The organism is Methanobrevibacter sp. DSM 116169, assembly GCF_046197865.1.
In the GTDB taxonomy this organism is placed as follows: domain Archaea; phylum Methanobacteriota; class Methanobacteria; order Methanobacteriales; family Methanobacteriaceae; genus JAHKLT01.
Genome location: NZ_CP166990.1, coordinates 97,963 through 115,612 on the forward strand (window position 1 = coordinate 97,963; position 17,650 = coordinate 115,612).

20 protein-coding genes and 1 tRNA gene are annotated in these 17,650 nt (G+C 27.2%); 12 read left to right on the top strand and 9 right to left on the bottom strand.

Translation table 11 applies throughout. From position 1 onward, the window contains the following. Positions 1-119 precede the first annotated feature (119 nt). Positions 120-191: transfer RNA gene (locus ACA134_RS00445), tRNA-Val, on the top strand. 23 nt (positions 192-214) lie between these two features. Here ACA134_RS00445 and ACA134_RS00450 read toward each other — a convergent pair. Continuing rightward, positions 215-1,210 carry a restriction endonuclease gene (locus ACA134_RS00450; protein WP_409200230.1) on the bottom strand — a complete coding sequence of 332 codons (996 nt, stop codon included), beginning with the start codon at positions 1,208-1,210 and terminating at the stop codon, positions 215-217. A gap of 109 nt (positions 1,211-1,319) precedes the next feature. Between ACA134_RS00450 and surE the strand changes: the two genes are divergently transcribed. Further along, positions 1,320-2,096 (top strand): 5'/3'-nucleotidase SurE, encoded by a 777-nt coding sequence (gene surE / locus ACA134_RS00455; protein WP_409200231.1) that lies wholly within the window; start codon positions 1,320-1,322, stop codon positions 2,094-2,096. Here the strand turns inward: surE and ACA134_RS00460 are convergent. Next, positions 2,093-2,239, bottom strand: a complete 147-nt coding sequence (locus ACA134_RS00460; protein ID WP_409200232.1) for a hypothetical protein — start codon at positions 2,237-2,239, stop codon at positions 2,093-2,095. The two genes, surE and ACA134_RS00460, sit on opposite strands and share 4 nt — an antisense overlap. A 77-nt stretch (positions 2,240-2,316) precedes the next feature. Between ACA134_RS00460 and ACA134_RS00465 the strand changes: the two genes are divergently transcribed. Next, a complete protein-coding gene (locus ACA134_RS00465) occupies positions 2,317-2,511 on the top strand; it encodes an LSM domain-containing protein (RefSeq protein WP_409200233.1) in 195 nt (64 codons plus the stop codon). Position 2,512: 1 nt separating this feature from the next. Here ACA134_RS00465 and ACA134_RS00470 read toward each other — a convergent pair whose 3' ends face one another. From ACA134_RS00470 to ACA134_RS00480, 3 genes are read right to left on the bottom strand one after another with little or no spacing between them, the layout of a single operon-like run. Beyond that, complete coding sequence (locus tag ACA134_RS00470) at positions 2,513-3,517, bottom strand: methanogenesis marker 12 protein (RefSeq protein WP_409200234.1); 1,005 nt, start codon at positions 3,515-3,517, stop codon at positions 2,513-2,515. Positions 3,518-3,562: 45 nt separating this feature from the next. Then, entirely contained in the window at positions 3,563-5,392 is a 1,830-nt protein-coding gene (locus tag ACA134_RS00475; RefSeq protein WP_409200235.1) for a threonine--tRNA ligase, read from the bottom strand. Positions 5,393-5,427: 35 nt separating this feature from the next. Next, positions 5,428-6,189 (bottom strand): TrmB family transcriptional regulator, encoded by a 762-nt coding sequence (locus ACA134_RS00480; protein ID WP_409200236.1) that lies wholly within the window; start codon positions 6,187-6,189, stop codon positions 5,428-5,430. 110 nt (positions 6,190-6,299) lie between these two features. On the opposite strand from ACA134_RS00480, the gene hcp reads away from it, so the two are divergent. The 4 genes from hcp to ACA134_RS00500 all read left to right on the top strand — a co-directional run bounded on the left by hcp (position 6,300) and on the right by ACA134_RS00500 (position 9,614). Further along, positions 6,300-7,604, top strand: coding sequence for a hydroxylamine reductase (gene hcp, locus ACA134_RS00485; protein WP_409200237.1), 1,305 nt, complete (start codon positions 6,300-6,302; stop codon positions 7,602-7,604). 4 nt (positions 7,605-7,608) lie between these two features. Then, positions 7,609-7,938: a cupin domain-containing protein gene (locus ACA134_RS00490; RefSeq protein WP_409200238.1), complete on the top strand. Its 330-nt coding sequence runs from the start codon at positions 7,609-7,611 to the stop codon at positions 7,936-7,938. Between the two features lie 164 nt (positions 7,939-8,102). Next, a complete protein-coding gene (locus ACA134_RS00495) occupies positions 8,103-9,326 on the top strand; it encodes a bifunctional 5,6,7,8-tetrahydromethanopterin hydro-lyase/3-hexulose-6-phosphate synthase (RefSeq protein WP_409200239.1) in 1,224 nt (407 codons plus the stop codon). Between the two features lie 12 nt (positions 9,327-9,338). Next, on the top strand, positions 9,339-9,614 hold the full coding sequence (locus tag ACA134_RS00500) for a zinc ribbon domain-containing protein (protein WP_409200240.1): 276 nt from the start codon (positions 9,339-9,341) through the stop codon (positions 9,612-9,614). On the opposite strand, the gene ACA134_RS00505 is transcribed toward ACA134_RS00500, so the two are convergent. Continuing rightward, positions 9,611-10,291, bottom strand: a complete 681-nt coding sequence (locus tag ACA134_RS00505; RefSeq protein ID WP_409200241.1) for a hypothetical protein — start codon at positions 10,289-10,291, stop codon at positions 9,611-9,613. The two genes, ACA134_RS00500 and ACA134_RS00505, sit on opposite strands and share 4 nt — an antisense overlap. Before the next feature lie 113 nt (positions 10,292-10,404). Between ACA134_RS00505 and ACA134_RS00510 the strand changes: the two genes are divergently transcribed. The 5 genes from ACA134_RS00510 to hisB all read left to right on the top strand — a co-directional run bounded on the left by ACA134_RS00510 (position 10,405) and on the right by hisB (position 14,207). Further along, positions 10,405-10,989: a flavodoxin family protein gene (locus ACA134_RS00510; RefSeq protein ID WP_409201104.1), complete on the top strand. Its 585-nt coding sequence runs from the start codon at positions 10,405-10,407 to the stop codon at positions 10,987-10,989. A gap of 82 nt (positions 10,990-11,071) precedes the next feature. Beyond that, the gene (locus ACA134_RS00515; protein ID WP_409200242.1) at positions 11,072-12,634 is read left to right on the top strand and encodes an oligosaccharide flippase family protein; all 1,563 of its coding nucleotides are present in this window, start codon (positions 11,072-11,074) and stop codon (positions 12,632-12,634) included. A 49-nt stretch (positions 12,635-12,683) separates the two neighbouring features. Beyond that, positions 12,684-13,376, top strand: a complete 693-nt coding sequence (locus ACA134_RS00520; RefSeq protein ID WP_409200243.1) for a TOBE domain-containing protein — start codon at positions 12,684-12,686, stop codon at positions 13,374-13,376. A 10-nt stretch (positions 13,377-13,386) separates the two neighbouring features. Next, entirely contained in the window at positions 13,387-13,575 is a 189-nt protein-coding gene (locus ACA134_RS00525) for a 4Fe-4S binding protein (RefSeq protein ID WP_409200244.1), read from the top strand. Positions 13,576-13,628: 53 nt separating this feature from the next. Beyond that, on the top strand, positions 13,629-14,207 hold the full coding sequence (gene hisB / locus ACA134_RS00530) for an imidazoleglycerol-phosphate dehydratase HisB (RefSeq protein WP_409200245.1): 579 nt from the start codon (positions 13,629-13,631) through the stop codon (positions 14,205-14,207). Positions 14,208-14,253: 46 nt separating this feature from the next. Here the strand turns inward: hisB and ACA134_RS00535 are convergent, their stop codons facing one another. From ACA134_RS00535 to cfbB, 3 genes are all read right to left on the bottom strand, one after another. After that, positions 14,254-15,084, bottom strand: coding sequence for a F420-dependent methylenetetrahydromethanopterin dehydrogenase (locus ACA134_RS00535; RefSeq protein ID WP_409200246.1), 831 nt, complete (start codon positions 15,082-15,084; stop codon positions 14,254-14,256). Between the two features lie 140 nt (positions 15,085-15,224). Beyond that, a complete protein-coding gene (locus ACA134_RS00540) occupies positions 15,225-16,298 on the bottom strand; it encodes an oligosaccharide repeat unit polymerase family protein (protein ID WP_409200247.1) in 1,074 nt (357 codons plus the stop codon). Position 16,299: 1 nt separating this feature from the next. Beyond that, on the bottom strand, positions 16,300-17,649 hold the full coding sequence (cfbB, locus tag ACA134_RS00545) for a Ni-sirohydrochlorin a,c-diamide synthase (RefSeq protein WP_409200248.1): 1,350 nt from the start codon (positions 17,647-17,649) through the stop codon (positions 16,300-16,302). Position 17,650: the final 1 nt, after the last annotated feature.

The following is a 17,650-nucleotide window of genomic DNA, read 5'->3' on the forward strand; positions in this document are numbered from 1 at the left end:
AAATTTAATTTTTATTTTATTTATAGATTTTAATAATATAATAATTTTATTAAAAATTTTATTTTTTCATGCTAAAAGAAAAGCTTTATATATTGTGTAATACAAATTTTATTATTACTGGTTCCGTGGTCTAGGGGTATGATACCTCGCTTACAACGAGGGGATCACGAGTTCGAATCTCGTCGGAACCACTCTAATTTTTAAATAACTCTTTTTATAATATTACAGTCATTATTATTAAAATAAAGAAGGAAATAAAAAAGACTATTGTTCCTTTTATTAAAATAGACATTCCTTCACGATCAAATACTGATACTAAAACATATGATAATATTAATGCTACAATTAATTCTATTAAACCAGCAAAGCCAGTTGGCAATCCCATTAAAAATTCTAATGCAATTGCTAAAACATATGATGTTACAACTACCATTAAAACAAGAGAAATAGTATTACTTAAAATAGGTCTTAAGTCAATATTTGGTCTTTCATTATTAAAATTATTATAATTATCATTTACTATTAAAGGATGTTTATTTGTATCTTTTTTCCTAGAAAGAAGACTATTTAAAGAATTTTGATTTGATTTGTTCTGTTCTTGATTTCTTAAATAATTATAAGAATATACTTGATCATCATATAAATCTTGATCATTATAATTATTCAAATCCTCATAGTCCTCATTATAATAATTATCATCACTATTATCTGGTGAAACATTATTTGATTGATAATAATCATTATTGTTTAAAGAGTTTTCATTATAAGAATAGCTATCTTCATAACCATAGTTATCTGGCTCTATATATTCTTCATTTTTTGGAAAATTACTAATGCTTTCATTTTCTTCTTTTTTATTAGAATATTTCTTTGCAAGCACTAATAAATCATCTCTATCAACTAATTTGATATTTTTTTTATTTGCATAGTTTTTTGATTGAGCTGAAAATCTAGATGTTGTTACAATAGCTACTTTAGATGAATTTAGATTTTCTCCAACTTTTTCCATCTCTTTTAAAATATCTACTCCTACTTCCCATTGTTTATCATAATTATTACATTCCATTACAATTCCAAAATCGCCCATGGAAGTGGGAAGGACAGCGTAGATATCCACGACTTTAATGGATGTTTTAAAGTTTTTGTGAACTTGAAAACCAGATTCCTCCATAACTTTTGCAACAAAATTTATTAGTTGAGACTTTTCCAAACTTACACCTAAATTAAAATAAATTAATAATACTTTTTTATGAGCTATTATAAAAATTTTTTGAAATGATTATGATAAACTTATTTATTAAAATTTTTAAATTAATATCATGAAAGCGTTGATAAGTAATGATGATGGAATAAATGCTTCTGGAATTTTAGCTGCAAAAGAAGCTGTTGAAGATTTAGCAGATGTTATGGTTGTAGCTCCTTCTACTCAACAAAGTGGAATTGGCCGTGCATTAACCCTTTTTGAACCATTAAGAATAAACACAACATCTTTAAAAGATGGAAGTCCTGGATATTCCGTTTCTGGAACACCAACTGATGCAGTAACACTTGGAATTTTTGAACTAATGAAGGATAAACCAGATTTCATGATTTCAGGAATTAATATTGGACATAATACTGGAAAAAGTGAGCTTACTACTTCTGGAACCGTTGGTGCAGCTATGGAAGCCGCTAGTTATGGTATTCCAGCTATTGCAGTATCTTTACAAGTTGATAGGGGAGATATAAAATTTGAAAATAATTTTATTGATATTGATTTTACATTTGCAAAAAAAATTTTAAAAAAAGTTACAAAAAATCTTATAAATAAAAATTTACCTGAAAATATAGATTTATTAAATTTAAATATTCCTTCAAATCCTGATTCTGATAAAGTCAAAATAGTTAAACTTGGAAAAAGAATGTATACTCCATTAATTAAAACTAGATTTGATCCTCGAGGTAAACCTTATTATTGGATTGATGGTATGCCTTATAATAATGATGTTGAAGGTACTGATGGATATTCTTTATTTGAAGAGAAAGTTTCAACTTTAACTCCTCTTGCTATTGATTTTACATCAAATATGAACGATTTTAAAGATTGGATAGATTAAATTAAGTTAATGTCTTTTAATAACTTATCTCTTTCTTTTTTTAATTCTTTTAATAATTTCTCATCACAAACTTCTTGTTTTTCTAAAAAAGCTATTGTTTGAGTTATAGCTTCAAGATTACTTTCTAATTGATTTATTGACATTTTATCCTCAAAACATTTATGTATTATAACATTATTTATATCTTTATACATAAATATTGTTTAATGGAGTTTAAAAAATGAAAAATGAATTCAAAGTTAACGAGCAATTTCTTAAATTTAAAGGAAAAAACGTTACTGTAAGTTTAAGAAACAGTGATGAATACAGTGGAAAACTTATAAGCATAGATAATTTATTAAATATAGTTCTTGAAAGCGAAGATGGTCTTAATGTTTTTAAAGGTGGAAAAATAGCTTATATTTCAATGCTATAAGCTATAATTTCACTTCTATTCCTAAAATATTTTTCTGCCCTTTAAATACATCTTTAGCTATTTGACAAGCTCCAATTGATCCAGATTCTGGAGATAATATTTTTATTTTATATTTATTTTTGAAATATTTGTTTATTTTATCCTCAAAATTAAAAGGCTCTTTTAAAGAACCAATGGAACCTGTTAAAACAATTCCTTCAATATTTTCTTCTGAAATCCCTATTAGTCCCGCTATTTCCATAGCTACAGTCATCACTAATGTATCAATAGCTAGTATTGCCTTTTCGTCTTTGTTTTTATAATTATCTAAAAGTTCTTTTTTAGCATGTGCTACTTTTCCATCAATTCCAGCTATTTTTATTGCACCTGCATGAGAAAAACATTCATTTGCAGTTTTATAACCTTCATCAACTTCACGGATCATTTTTAAATCTAATGGGCCATGTATTACACCCATAGCTCCAAGACATGCATCAATAGCTCCACTAATTTTTTCATTTTCAATTAATATATCTACACTATTAGAACTAATATCTGCAACAATCATATTTTTCCAATTAGTTTCTTTGTATGCATTATAAGATATACTTACCTTTTCTGAACTAGCTTGATGAGAATAAGCAGCTCTAAAAAGTTTATTCAATGATTTGGAATTTTCATGTAATCCTGGGATTATAATAGCTGGTATTTTAGAGTTTTCTAAATCTGAATATACTGATGTTCCTCCACCAGTAACTTTTCCAGCACCTTCAATTGATAAAATACCCCTATTTTTAACTTCAGCTATTGGAAGTATTTTACTAATTCCATCTCCCATAGCATATGTTATAGCCATTAAATCAATATCTTTTAAATCAATTCTTTTTTCAAGTTCATAAATTGCATTAACAGTTCCATTTTTAGATTCTTCTCTTCCAATTTTAAAAATATCTAAAATATTTTCATCATTATCCATTATACAAAATGAAATTCCTGTTGTACCATGATCCATTCCAATAAATACCATAAAATCACACAAAAATAAAAAAAATATAATCTTAACTTAATAAGATTATTGGAAATTAATTCTTCTAGAAATATCTTCTGGCAAAGTTAATTTTCTAAATGGCATACCTTTAGTTTCAGTAGCTATTTTTTCAATTAATTCATCAGAGGTCATGTCTACTTTTTCTTTAGTTTCACGAACTGTTACTTGGAATTTATTAGATTCAATCTCATTATCTCCAACAACGAAAATATATGGAATCCATTCTTTAGATGCATTTCTGATTTTTTTACCTATACTTTCATCTCTATCATCTAAATCTACACGTATGTTTTCTTTTGAAAGTTTTTTTACTATTTCTTTTCCAAATTCAACGTGTTTTTCACCTACAGTTAATACTCTTACTTGTATAGGACTAAGCCAAACTGGTAACATTGGTGATTTTTGATTTATTTCAATAGCAGTTTTTTCAAGTAAACTACAAATTACTCTTTCTATACTTCCAGTAGGAGAACAATGTAAAATTATAGGGTGATGTTCTTTTTCATCTTCACCTAAATAATTAATATTGAACCTTTTACCACTTTCTACATCAATTTGTACAGTTGGATTTTCTATTGGCCTACCAAGGTAATCAATAGCTGCAAAATCAATTTTACAAGTCCAATAATGTTTTCTCTCTGGTAAAATTTCAAATAAAAGAGGTTTATTAATTATTTTAGCTACATTCATCATCCAGTCTTTATGTTCATCATAGAAATCTTTAGTAGCTCTAAATATTACTTCATATTCAACATTTAAATCAATACCAGTTTGAAGACACATTTTTACTTGTTTTTCAAATTCTTCTAGAGATTGATCCATATTTGCACAAAAACTATGCATATCAGGCATTGTAAATCCTCGGAGTCTTTTAAGACCTACAACTTCTCCTCTTTTTTCAAATCTAAAACTATAAGTAGATAATTCATATAATTTTGCAGGTAAATTTCTCCAAGTTAAAAATGATTCTTCCATTACTCTAAAAGCACCAAAACAACATGCAAATCTAAGCATTAAATTCTTTTTAGTATCAGTTCTGTATTGTCTTTCACCAAATTTAGCTGCATGTTCATTAATAGCTTTATTGTCTAAATCATAAAAAATAGGAGTCTCAATAGGCATTGCACCTTCTTTTATTACTAAATTATTAACATAATCTGATAATAAATCTCTAATTATCCTACCTTTAGGATACCATTTAAGATTTCCAATATCTGATGCTAACTCATAATCACAAATTCCTTTTTCTCTCATTAATTTAACATGAGGAGGTTCTCCACCATCTGATGAACCTTCACCTACTTCATTATCAACTAAGTTTTTTAAATTACTTTTTTTATCATATTTATATTCTGCAGTATCACTTAATTTTGAATCGCTTAATATATACCATTCGGATTCTAATTTTTCAGAATCATTTTCTTCTACTTCTTCGGCAGTTATAGTTCTTGATAGCTCTGATAAAGGATGTCCTTTACAAGAAATTTCAAATGCTTTATACCATCCAAAAGGAACTCTGAAAACATCATATCCTTCTTCTTTAATAGCTTCTTCAGCACCTTTTAATATTTCAATAGCTATCTTAGGAGAACTTAATGATGAAGATAAATGTGCATAAGGATATAAAATTATATTTTCTGCTTTTACTTGATTATTTGTTTTTTTAACTTCTTCAACTAAATTTTTAATAATAGTTTGTGGATTTTTCTCATCTTCTTTTTCAACAGCTGTAAATACTATGAGGGATTCTTTAAAAAATCCATCTTTTTTAGCTTCGTCTATTTCCTCAGCTATTGGAGTTTTGTTTTTTACTTTGTATTTAAGATAATCAGAATGAATTAGTAATACTCTCATTAAATCACCATCTATTTTTATTTTTATTTTATCTATTATTTATTCTTATTAAATTGTTTATTAAACCTTTCATTATAATTTTTAGCTATTTCTTCATATTGGTTCCAAACTCCAATAGACGTGTTCGGAATTACTGTTTTTTTATTTAAAAACTTACTATAAATTTGAATTAATTCTTGTCCATCTCTAATAATTACTTTTACAGGTGGAAGATCAAATTTTTTCATATTTACATTATCTAAATCGATTTTGTTTGCAATATCAATTTTTTTATTTTCTATATAACAATTAGGAGAATATAATATGTTTATTTGAATTTTATTTTTTTTCTTAAAAACATCTATAAGCTTTTCTAATTCATTTTCAAATAAAAAACCTATTCTTAGATTTACAGAACTTTTAGCTCTTGAAATGATTTCTATTTCTTTTTTAATTATTTTATCCTGACCATGAATTAACCACATGGGAGCTTGAACATATGAAATTTGATCTTCATATATTTCGTTTAAATCTCTTTCTGTTTCATTTAATTCACTAATTAACTTATCTTTTTCTTTTTTAAAAGTATCTCGAGGAGGAATTACAGTATATTTTATTGGCTTTGTTCTTTCAATTTCAATAAAATTCTTTACATATAAGCTTTTTAATACATCATAAACTTTTGATCGTGGAATTTTTGAATGTTCACTTATTTCCGTCGCTTTTCCACTAATTAAAGAATTTAAAGTTATATAGACAGTAGCTTCATTAGTTGTAAGGCCTAATTTCTTCAAAACTTCTATATTTTTGTTTTCCATAATTTTATTTTAAAATTTATTTTATATGACTGTTACTTTTTACCTAAAAAAAGTTACAAAATCTTTATATAATTTATAAAATATATTAATTAATACGGAGATGATGTGTTATGTCAAATGAAAAATTAGATATGTTTTGTTATCAGTGTTCACAAACTGCATTTGGTACTGGTTGTACTGTAAGAGGAGTTTGTGGTAAAGTACCTACTGTTGCTAGATTACAAGATAATTTAATATATGCAATGAAAGGAATTAGTGCTTATAACTATAATGCTAATGCTTTGGGCTCAAAAGACGACGATGTTGATGAATTTTTAACTAAAGGTTTGTATACTACTTTAACTAATGTTAATTTTGATGCTAATAATTTAGTAGAATTAGCTTTAGAAGCAGGTGAAGCAAATGTTAAAGTTATGAGAATGTTAAAAGATGCACATATTGCTCATTATGGTGAACCAACACCTACTGAAGTGGAAGTTGGAGCTCAAAAAGGTCCTGGAATTGTTGTAACAGGGCATGACTTAAAAGCATTAGAAGAATTACTAAAACAAACAGAAGGCAAAGGAATAAATGTCTATACTCACAGTGAAATGTTACCTGCACATGGATATCCTGGCTTAAGAAAATATAAACATTTAGCTGGTCAACTAGGCGGCCCATGGTTTGATCAAAAAGAAACTTTTTCTAAATATAAAGTAGCTATTGTTGGTACAAGTAATTGTGTTTTACTTCCAAAAGATGAATATAAAGATAGAATTTTCACTATGGATGTAGCTAAATTACCAGATGTTCCAGTTATTGAAGATTATGATTTCACTCCAGTTATTGATAAAGCATTAGAACTTGGAGATTTGGAAGAAGAGGAAAGAACTACTTTAACTACTGGTTTTGGTGTTGGAACTATTCTTTCACTTGCTGATAAAATTAAAGAATTAGTTACTAATGGTAAAATTAAAAGATTCTTCTTAGTAGGTGGTTGTGATTCACCAAACCCTAAAGCTAGCTATTATACAGAGTTTGTAAAAAATTTACCTGAAGATACTGTTGTATTAACACTTGCTTGTGGTAAATATAGATTTAATGATATGGACTTAGGAGATATTGAAGGGGTTCCTCGTTTAATAGATATGGGTCAATGTAATGATGCAATAGCTGCTGTTGATGTAGCACTTGCATTATGTGATTTATTTGATATGGAATTAAATGATTTACCTTTAACTATTGTATTAAGTTGGATGGAACAAAAAGCAGTAGCTATTTTATGGAGTTTATTCTATCTTGGTAAAAAAGATATGTTAATTGGTCCAATTTTACCAGCTTGGGCTAATGATGATATTGTTAAAGTCCTTGTAGATACATTTAATTTAACTCCTATTGGTGATCCAGTAGAAGATATAAAAAGAATTATGGGATGATAATATGGAGAAGGATATTTTAAATACTACTTTAAATGTAGAAGGTTTAATCGATTATCAAAAAGATTCTGTTGTTAGTCGTGAAATAATTAAAAAAGACCTTGGAACTGTTACAGTTTTTGCATTTGATAAAGGACAGGGATTAAGTGAACATAGTGCACCATTTGATGCTCTTGTTCAAATTCTTGATGGTGAAGCAGAAATTACTATTTCTGGTAAAAAACACACTGTTTCAAAAGGCGAAATGATTATTATGGCAGCAAATGATCCACATGCTTTACAAGCAGTTAATGGACCATATAAAATGATGCTAACAATGATTAAATCTGATTAATAGCTAATATTATTTAATATTAGCACTTTTTTTTACTTTTTTTATTTATAATACTCTTGATATTTTGTTTTATATTAAAATATTCAAACTTTAAATATTTTAAAAAATATATTATAATATGTATAATATTTTATAATTATTTATAAATTTCATGGAGATATAGAATGTTTAGAATAGGCGAAGCTCTTATTGGTGACGGAAATGAATTAGCACATGTTGACTTAATGATTGGTACTAAAGATGGACCTGTTGGGACTGCTTTTGCAAATGGTTTGGCTCAACTTTCTGTAGGTCATACTCCTCTTACTACTGTTATTAGACCTAACTTACTTACAAAACCAGCTACTTTAATTGTTCCTAAAGTAACTGTAGAAAATATGGAAGATGCAGGTAAAATATTTGGACCTGCTCAAACTGCTGTAGGTAGAGCAGTTGCAGATGCTGTAGAAGAAGGTTATATTCCTCAAGAAAAGGCTGAAGAATTAGTTATTGTAGCTAGTATCTTTATTGAACCTCATGCAAAAGATTACAGGAAAATATATCAATATAATTATGGAGCTACTAAATTAGCTATTAGAAGAGCAATGGAAGGATATCCTGATATTAAGAAAGTTTTAGCAGAAAAAGATCGTGGAACTCATCCAATTATGGGATTCAAAGTACAAAAACTTTGGTCTCCACCTTACTTACAAGTTGCACTTGATTTAGATAATATGGAAGCTATGGAAAAAATTATCCATGCAATCCCTGATAAAGAAAGAGTATTACTTGAAGCAGGAACTCCACTTGTTAAAAAATTCGGTGTTGGAGTTGTTGGAAAAATCAGAGAACTTAGACCTGATGCTTTTATTATAGCTGATTTAAAAACATTAGATGTTGGTAGAGTAGAAATTAAAATGGCAGCTGATGAAACTGCTGATGCTGTAGCTATTTCTGGACTTGGAACTACTGAATCTATTGAAAAAGCTATTCATGAAACTCAAAAACAAGGAATCTACTCAATATTAGACATGATGAATGTAGATGACTTTGAAAAAAAATTAACTAATTTGAAAGAAGATTTAAGGCCTGATATTGTTTTATTACACAGAAATGTGGACTTAGAAACTTATAAATCTGAAAAAGGTGAAGATACTTCTGAAATGACTGAATGGGGTAATATTAATAAAATTAAAGATATTTTAGGTGGTGGCTTAGTTGCTGTTGCTGGTGGAATTACTCCTGATAAAGTAGAAGAAGCTACATCTAAAGGAGCAGATATCATTATTGCTGGACGTTATATTATTGGTTCTAGAGATGTAAGAAGATCTACTGAAGATTTCTTAGCACATTTCCCTCAAGATCCAGATAGTATGAGACTTGTTCTTGATGATGATGAACAAATTTAAGGGATAAATATTATGGGATTTTGTAATTCTTGTGGTCGTCCAATACTTAAAGATGATTGTGGCACTAATTCAGATGGAAGCATAAATTTAGATTACTGCGATGAATGTTATATGAATGGTGAGTTTACTGAACCAAATATAACATTAAATGAAATGATTATTAAATGTGCTGAGAAGATGATGAATAAAAATCCAAGATTACAAGAAGAACAAGCAACAGGTATTGTAATGGGATTTCTTCCAGGACTAAAACGTTGGTATACAGAAGAAAGTTATGATGAAAATTAGTTGGTGGTTTCTAATATAAATCTTTTATATTTTTCTATAATAGATTTATTATAGGAATCATTATTTTTAACTTCTTCTAATTCTTTTTCTACATTAATAAAATCACTTTTTAATTCATCATATGATTTCATAATATGATTGCTATTATAATTTTCTTTTTTAAGTAATTTTATTTCATTTTTTAAAGAATTAATTTCACTTTTATATGAATTTATTGTAGAATCTTTTTGATGTATATTATTAATTTTTTCTTCATTTAGAATCTTTATTTGATTTTCTAATGTAGAAATTTTACTATCATATGAATTTATTGTAGAACTTTTTGTATTTTCTAAGTTATTTTTCTCTTCTTTAGCTATTTTAAGGTCATTTTCAAGAGATGAAACTTTTTCTTTATATTCTTTTATTGTAGAATTTTTTGTATCAATAGTATATTGTAAATCTTCAATATATTGTGTAGATGAGCTTGTAGAACTATTATCATTTAGTAGTTTTTCTACATTATCATTTGATGCGATTGGAATGATTATAACTTCCTCATCATTTTCATATATATCGTCATGCTTTGAAACGGTAATTTGAATTTGTTCTGTTTTGTATTTCTTCTTTTTACCATCTTTAAGAGTTCTAACATACTCTCTAGAGTATTTTTTTACAGTACCTTTTCCATATTTCATAGTGATTCTCAAAAAATTAATTAATACATAATATATATTCGATATATTTAAAAAAGTTTTGGATAAAAAAATTTAATATTATGATTATATAGTATATTTATTATAGAGTTGAAATCATGATTTTCGGAATTTGTGCTAGTCCACGTAATCAAACAACAGAATTTGTTTTAAAAGAAGCATTGAATATATTGAATAAAAAAAGTTATGAAACTAAATTATTTTCTTCAGCTGGAAAACAAATAGCTAGTTGTATGCATTGTGATTATTGTATGGAACATAAAGAATGTGTTATAAAAGATGATATGGTGGAAGTTTATGAAAATTTAAAAAAAGCCGATGGTATTGTAATAGCTACACCAGTTCAAAGTGGTGGAGCAAGTGCTCAGCTATGTTCTATAATGGATAGAACCAGGGCTTTAGAGGCTATTGATTATAATCTTCTTCGTGGAAAGATAGGTATGGGAATAGCTGTTGGAGGAGATAGAACTGGTGGACAAGATATGGCGCTTTTAAAAATTATTACTTATTATATGATTCATGGGATTATTCCAGTTAGTGGAGGACCATTTGGATCTAACTTAGGAGCATATTTTTATTCTAAAGATTCACTAGAAGAAATTAGAAATGATGATTATGGTTTTGAAAGTTTAAATAGAACTATAGAAGAATTTGTAAAATTTATTGAAAAATATATTTAAAAATTATTTTTTGATGTGTCAACTTTATATAATTAAAAAATGTTATTATAAATAGTAAAAATTTATTTTAAGTTGGTATTTGATGGGTTCTAAGTTACTAAGAGGCAGTTTTTTAATAATGATTGGAAATGTTATTTTCCGTGTTGGAGGATATGTTTATAGATTTTTAATGGCATCGCTTCTTGGTCCTTCTAGTTATGGTATTTTAGGACTTACTTTACCTTTTCAAGGGATTTTTCAAACATTGTCTTCTGGAGGAATGCCTCCAGCTATAGCTAAATACATTGCAGAATATGAAGTTTTAGGTGAAAAAGATCTTGCAAGACAAACAATTTACACGTCTTTAAAGATAACGGTTATTTTAGGATTATTTTTTGGTTTTTTCATGGTATTTTATGCTGCACCATGGATTGCAGAAGTTTATCTTCAAAAACCTGAAGCTACTATTCCTTTACAAATTGTAGGATTAATAGCTCCATTTAGCTCTATTGTAGGAGCATTTAGGGGAGCATTTCAAGGAGTATATAAAATGGAATATATTTTATATACAAGATTCGTAGAACAAATTGGAATGATATTATTTGCTACTGCATTTGTTTTAATTGGATTATCTGTTACTGGAGCATTAGTTGGTACTACATTAGGATTTGTATTTTCAACAATTTTAGCTATTTATATTTTTAAAAATTATATGGGTGAATTTATTCCTAGTAAAAGCCCTGATTTTAAATTTTCTATTAGAGATGAGTTAAAATTAACAAAACAGCTACTATTTTTTTCAGTACCTGTAATTATCACAGCGCTTGCTGAGATGGGAATTTATACTATTTGTACTCTTGTTATGGGTAGATTTTTAACAAGTGCATTTATTGGTTATTATGCTGCAGCTGATCCTATAGCTCGTCTACCTTTAATTATTTCAATTTCAATATCTACTACAATATTACCTGCTTCATCAGAGGCCTTTTCATCAAAAAATAAACAAAAATTAACTAATTATGTAAATGAAGCTTATAAATATTCTATGCTTTTTATAGTGCCGATGTGTGTTGGAATTGCTTTATTTGCAAAAGAGATTTTAAGTGTTGTTTACTTTACAAATCCTGCTTATATGATAGGTGCTGATGCATTAGCTATTTTAACTATTGGGATGACATTTTATTCAATATATGTTATTTCTACTAGTATTATCCAGGGAATTGGAAATCCAAGAATTCCAATGTATATTTTAATAGTAGGTTGTATTATTACATTAGTTTTAAGTGTATGGCTTGTTCCTATATATGGAATTGTTGGAGGAGCTTTTGCAAATACATTTGCATGTGTTTTAATGATGTTTCCAATTCTTTATTTTGTCTTTAAACTAACAAAAACTAAAGCACCTGTCAAATCTATTGGAAAAATCATTTTATCATCTCTTATTATGGGTATTGTAATAATATTACTTCCAAGTAATTCTATTGGTTTATTATTAGGTATAATTTTATGCCCTATTGTTTATTTCTTATCAATTACTGGATTGAGATTTTTCACTTTAGATGATATTAATAATTTTAGAAAATATTCTTTAAAATTAGGTCCACTAGCTAATTTATTTGACAAAATTTTAAATTTCATGGAAAAATTTATTATAAGTAATCAATAAATAAATTAATTATTAAATAATTGAGAGATATATTTATAAGGTATTTAAAATGACTAATGTAAAAGCAGGCGTTGAGTATAAAATAAACTTAGAGGATAAGTCTTTTTTATTAGATAGGAAAAAATATAAACTTTTAGATAATATTAATACTTCAGGCTCTATAACCGAAGCTGCAATTTTAACAGGAATTTCATATAGGACTGCTTTAAATCATATTGATAAAATTGAAGATAGTTTAGGAATTGAAATCGTAAATTCTAAAAAAGGTGGTCATGGTGGAGGAGGCAATACTTCACTTTCTGAAGAAGGATTTTCAATTTTAAAAGAATGTAAAAAGATCAATGCTATTATGGAACTTCATAGATATGTTAATGAAATAGAAGGAACTGTAAAAAAAATTGATCCTTCAAAAGGAATAATGATTATTAAAATGAAAGATATTGAAATTAATATTCCTTTAAAGAAAAATTATGCTATTGGAGATAAAATTTTAGCTTTAATTAATTATGATAATATATTTTTAATGTTAGAACCACAGGAATCAAGTATACGTAATGTTATCAAGGGAAATATTGTTGAGTTAAGTTTAAAAAATAATATTATACGCGTAAAGATTGATATTGGTGGAATTAATATATTTTGTGATGTTACTGTATCTGCAGAAAAGGAATTGGGATTAGATTTAGGTAAAGAAATCTATGTTGGATTTAAAGCTATGTCTGTTGCAACCTTAAAACTATAATGGTGATTTTATGGTTTTAAAAATTGAAGTAGATGAGGATAAATGTATAGGCTGTGGAAATTGTTATGAAATTTGTCCCAAAGGACCTAAGATTTGGAAAATTAATAAGGTTGCACATGTATTAGATTTAAAATATTGTCATGTTTGTACACTATGTGCTATGGAATGTCCTGTAGATGCTATTAAAATTACAAGGTAATGATATACTTTATAAATTATTATTCGATAAATTAAAATAAAGGAAGAAAAATTATGGCAAGAAATGCAAAATTATCTAGAAAGACTTCTGAGACTAATATTGATATTGAATTAAATATTGATGGTAAGGGAAAGTATGATATTAATACTGGAATAAACTTTCTAGATCATATGTTAGAATCTTTTTCTAAACACAGTTTAATGGATTTAAATATAAATGCTCAAGGAGATATTCATATAGATGATCATCATACTGTTGAAGATATTGGAATTTTGCTTGGTGAAACATTTAATAAAGCCATAGGTGATAAAAAAGGAATCAAGAGAATGGCAGATGCTATTGTTCCTATGGATGATTCACTAGCTATTGTTGCAATTGATATTAGTGGACGTAGCTATTGTAATATGGAGTTAAATTTTACAAATGAGAAAATAGGAGATTTAACCTCAGAAAATATAATTCACTTTTTTGAATCATTTGCAAATTCTGGAAAAATAAATATATTTGGTAATGTTAATGGGTCAAATGATCATCATGAAGCAGAAGCATTATTTAAAGCATTTGCAAAATCATTAAAAGAAGCATGTAAAATAGAACATGATGAAATACCTAGTACAAAAGGTATATTATAACTTTTTTTTAAAAAAAATAAAAAATAAAAAGTAGCTTAATTGCTACTTATTGTGGTTTTTCCATTAAGGAAACTTTGCCACCAACAGATCCATCACCCATGTGAGGAGTTCTGCATACGGTATCATTTGATTTTTCTATTTCTCTAGCTTCAGTACCTAATTTAGCTGCTGCTGTAGCCATTTCGTGTGCTGCTGCAACAATAGGTATGTATTTTTCAGCATCTTTGAGCATGAAACAACCTTTTAAATCGAGATCTGCAACTGCTGCTGCCATTTCATATGCTGCAATAGCTTTAGCTTTTGCATATGGGTTTTCAAAATTACCTGCTTCTACAGCTTTTTCTGCAGTGATTATGAGTTTTGGAAGTTCAACTTCTTTACCAGCATCGATAGCTGCAATAACATCATCAATAGTAGTTTGAACTAATCTGTATGCACCAGTTGTAGCTAAAACTTTAATAATATCAGAATTGAATGAAGACATTTCAGTAGGGTCTAACAATTCTCTTCTAGCACCAATCATTGGATCAGCTTTAACAATAATGTAACCTAAACCTTGTTCATCCATTTCATCTTTTTTACCTGCACCAGGAGCATCACCAATAATAATAGCTGGTTTATCTGCTGCTGATAAGAGTTCACGAGCTTTTGCAGGTCCAGGAGCACCAGGGTTTGGGCTTATGAAAATACAAAAATCAGGATCGAAGTCTGCTATTTTAGGGACAACTTCTTCAACTTGTTCTGGGTTCATTTTAGCACCAGAACCGACTACTCTAACATCAATATTAGGTCTGTCTGCACGTTCATCTAATAATAAATCAAGTACCGGTGAAGTACCGATATTTCCGCTTTTTATAATACCTATTTTTACAACCATTTTTTCACCATATTACATTTAAAAAATTTTTAAAATTTATATGTCAAATAAAAATATGAGTATTGTTATATTAAAATTTTTTGGTTTGACTTTGAATAGTTATTAGTATATTAAAAAATTTTTTAATTTTTTTCAAAATCTTATTTTAATTCAATGCTTTTATAATTAAATATAATTAAAATCAATCCTAAAATAAAAAGAAGCCAAATCATAATATCTGTTGGGCCTGTTTCAATCCATATTAAAGTATGTGCTAAAAGTATAGCATAAATTCCAATAGCTATGCCTTTAATATTTTTTGAAATTAAATGAACTAATTTTAAGAAAAATCCAAAGAAAAACATTTGTATTGTTAAACCAATAGTTCCAAAATCTAGATATACTGGTCCAAATAATGTCGATGTTATAAGTGCATGATAATGTAAGACATATTCTCCAATAAATGTTCTAGGACTTCCAGTTGAAAAGACCATACTTAAAATATGTCCACCTGTACTACCAGCTAATGGAACTATTTTATCAAAAACTTTTAATGTAAATCCTGCTCTATAAAATACTAATTCTATAGGATTTAACATCCAGTGTTGACCTGCAATTGATTGAGAAGCAATAAAACCAATAGCTAAACCTAAACCACCAATTAATAAAATAAATATTATGAAAATTTTACGATTTACTTTTCCAATATAAAAGAATGTTATAAATAAACTTATTAAAATCCCCATTATTGATGTTCTATATCCATTTAATGTAAATAAAATAAGACCTATTAAAATTAATAAAAAATATTTTCTATTGTAAAATTTAGCTATTAATAAATTTATAGAAACTAAAAATAATAAATAAGAAATTCTCCAAAAATTTGTAGTAGCATTTGATTTTAAAACACTATTAAAAAGAGGTATTCCACCTAAATAATATAAATTAATTATTTGAAGCAAAAATGCTATTAAAATTAAAGAAATTAAGATCTTTTCATTTATATTTATTTTAAATTCACTTTCTTTTTTCCATTTAAAAAAATAATCTACAACTTTTACTCCTATAATAAAAACTAGAACTGAATATAAAATTATTAAAATAGTTTCATTTGATAAAGGTGCATCAAACCTATAATTAAATGATCCAATATAACCCATAATTAAAAATATCAATATAGCTATAGTTACAATATATGGTGAGAAAATATCAATATTTTTAATTTTTTTAATCATTTTATAATTCCTTTGCAGATATTGTTAAATTTGATGCAAAATCAGGTAAAGCTGCAATATGTGTATGAACATAACTAGCTAATGTGTTCTTATCTATAAAACCATCTTGATTATTATAAGAACCTTTACCTCTTAAAATATTAAATGCCATTTTATTTTTAATATCATCTTCATCTACAAGTACTTTTGTATAATGAAATTCATGACCATTGAATTTTTCACCCTTTTTAGATATGATATTATCTTCTTGAACCTCAGCTATGGTATATTTTAATGCTTGAACTTTATCTGTTAAAAGTGATTTATATGGATAAATATCAGCCATTTTATAATTTGATATTGCATTCATTAAATATAATAATCCACCACATTCTGCATAAATTGGCCTATTATCTAAATGAAAATCTTTAATTTGTTTTAGTAAATTTGTGTTATTTGAAAGTTCTTTTGCAAAAAGTTCAGGATATCCTCCACCAATATAAATCCCATCCACATCAGGAAGTTCATTATCTTTTAATGGAGAAAAATATTTAATTTTTGCATTATTTGCTTTTAACCCTTCTAAATTTTCTTTATAATAAAAATTAAAAACTTCATCATAAGCTACAGCTATTTTAACCTTTGTTTTATTTTTCACGCTCCATATATCTTGTCTTTTACCTGTAATTTTAGGAGCGGTTTTCATTATTTCAATTAATCTATCTAAATCAATGGATTCTTCAATAAGTTTTGCCCAAATATCAATGTATTTTAAGGAATTTTCCTTTTCAATAGCAGGTACAAGGCCTAAATGTCGCTCTTCAATAGCTATTGAATCATCTCTTTTAATTCCACCAAGAACTTCAACATTTACTAATTGTTCTATAGACTTTTTAGTTTTTAAATAATGATCTTTATTTTTAACTTTATTTAATATTACACCAGCTATGTTTATATCAGGATCTAATGATTTAAATCCTAAAACTAATGCAGCTGCACTTTTAACTAAACTTCTAGAATTAACTATTAAAACTACAGGAGCATTTAATGCTTTTGCAACTGATGCAGTACTACCAATATCATTTATAGAATCAATTCCTTCATATAATCCTCTAACTCCTTCTATAATAGCTACATCTTTGTCTTCCATAGCTTTTAAATAGGAATCTCTAATTTGTTCTTCTTTCATAAAAAAAGAGTCTAAATTTCTAGAACATGTACCAGTAGCTAGTGTATGGTATGATGGATCAATATAATCGGGTCCAACTTTAAATGGTTGAACTTTAAACTTTTTAGATAGGGCTTTCATTATTCCAGTTGAAATTGTGGTTTTTCCAACTGCACTTCCAGTTCCTGATAAAACAATTCTCATT

Bases quoted from the DNA above. Each gene is read 5' to 3' on its own strand.
- ACA134_RS00460 (WP_409200232.1), bottom strand. From the start codon at position 2,239: ATGTCAATAAATCAATTAGAAAGTAATCTTGAAGCTATAACTCAAACA.
- ACA134_RS00500 (WP_409200240.1), top strand. From the start codon at position 9,339: ATGGGATTTTGTAATTCTTGTGGTCGTCCAATACTTAAAGATGATTGT.
- ACA134_RS00540 (WP_409200247.1), bottom strand. From the start codon at position 16,298: ATGATTAAAAAAATTAAAAATATTGATATTTTCTCACCATATATTGTA.
- ACA134_RS00475 (WP_409200235.1), bottom strand. From the start codon at position 5,392: ATGAGAGTATTACTAATTCATTCTGATTATCTTAAATACAAAGTAAAA.
- ACA134_RS00520 (WP_409200243.1), top strand. From the start codon at position 12,684: ATGACTAATGTAAAAGCAGGCGTTGAGTATAAAATAAACTTAGAGGAT.
- ACA134_RS00535 (WP_409200246.1), bottom strand. From the start codon at position 15,084: ATGGTTGTAAAAATAGGTATTATAAAAAGCGGAAATATCGGTACTTCA.
- hisB (WP_409200245.1), top strand. From the start codon at position 13,629: ATGGCAAGAAATGCAAAATTATCTAGAAAGACTTCTGAGACTAATATT.
- ACA134_RS00490 (WP_409200238.1), top strand. From the start codon at position 7,609: ATGGAGAAGGATATTTTAAATACTACTTTAAATGTAGAAGGTTTAATC.
- ACA134_RS00470 (WP_409200234.1), bottom strand. From the start codon at position 3,517: ATGGTATTTATTGGAATGGATCATGGTACAACAGGAATTTCATTTTGT.
- ACA134_RS00525 (WP_409200244.1), top strand. From the start codon at position 13,387: ATGGTTTTAAAAATTGAAGTAGATGAGGATAAATGTATAGGCTGTGGA.
- ACA134_RS00495 (WP_409200239.1), top strand. From the start codon at position 8,103: ATGTTTAGAATAGGCGAAGCTCTTATTGGTGACGGAAATGAATTAGCA.
- ACA134_RS00480 (WP_409200236.1), bottom strand. From the start codon at position 6,189: ATGGAAAACAAAAATATAGAAGTTTTGAAGAAATTAGGCCTTACAACT.
- ACA134_RS00515 (WP_409200242.1), top strand. From the start codon at position 11,072: ATGGGTTCTAAGTTACTAAGAGGCAGTTTTTTAATAATGATTGGAAAT.
- cfbB (WP_409200248.1), bottom strand. From the start codon at position 17,649: ATGAGAATTGTTTTATCAGGAACTGGAAGTGCAGTTGGAAAAACCACA.
- ACA134_RS00505 (WP_409200241.1), bottom strand. From the start codon at position 10,291: ATGAAATATGGAAAAGGTACTGTAAAAAAATACTCTAGAGAGTATGTT.
- ACA134_RS00465 (WP_409200233.1), top strand. From the start codon at position 2,317: ATGAAAAATGAATTCAAAGTTAACGAGCAATTTCTTAAATTTAAAGGA.
- hcp (WP_409200237.1), top strand. From the start codon at position 6,300: ATGTCAAATGAAAAATTAGATATGTTTTGTTATCAGTGTTCACAAACT.
- surE (WP_409200231.1), top strand. From the start codon at position 1,320: ATGAAAGCGTTGATAAGTAATGATGATGGAATAAATGCTTCTGGAATT.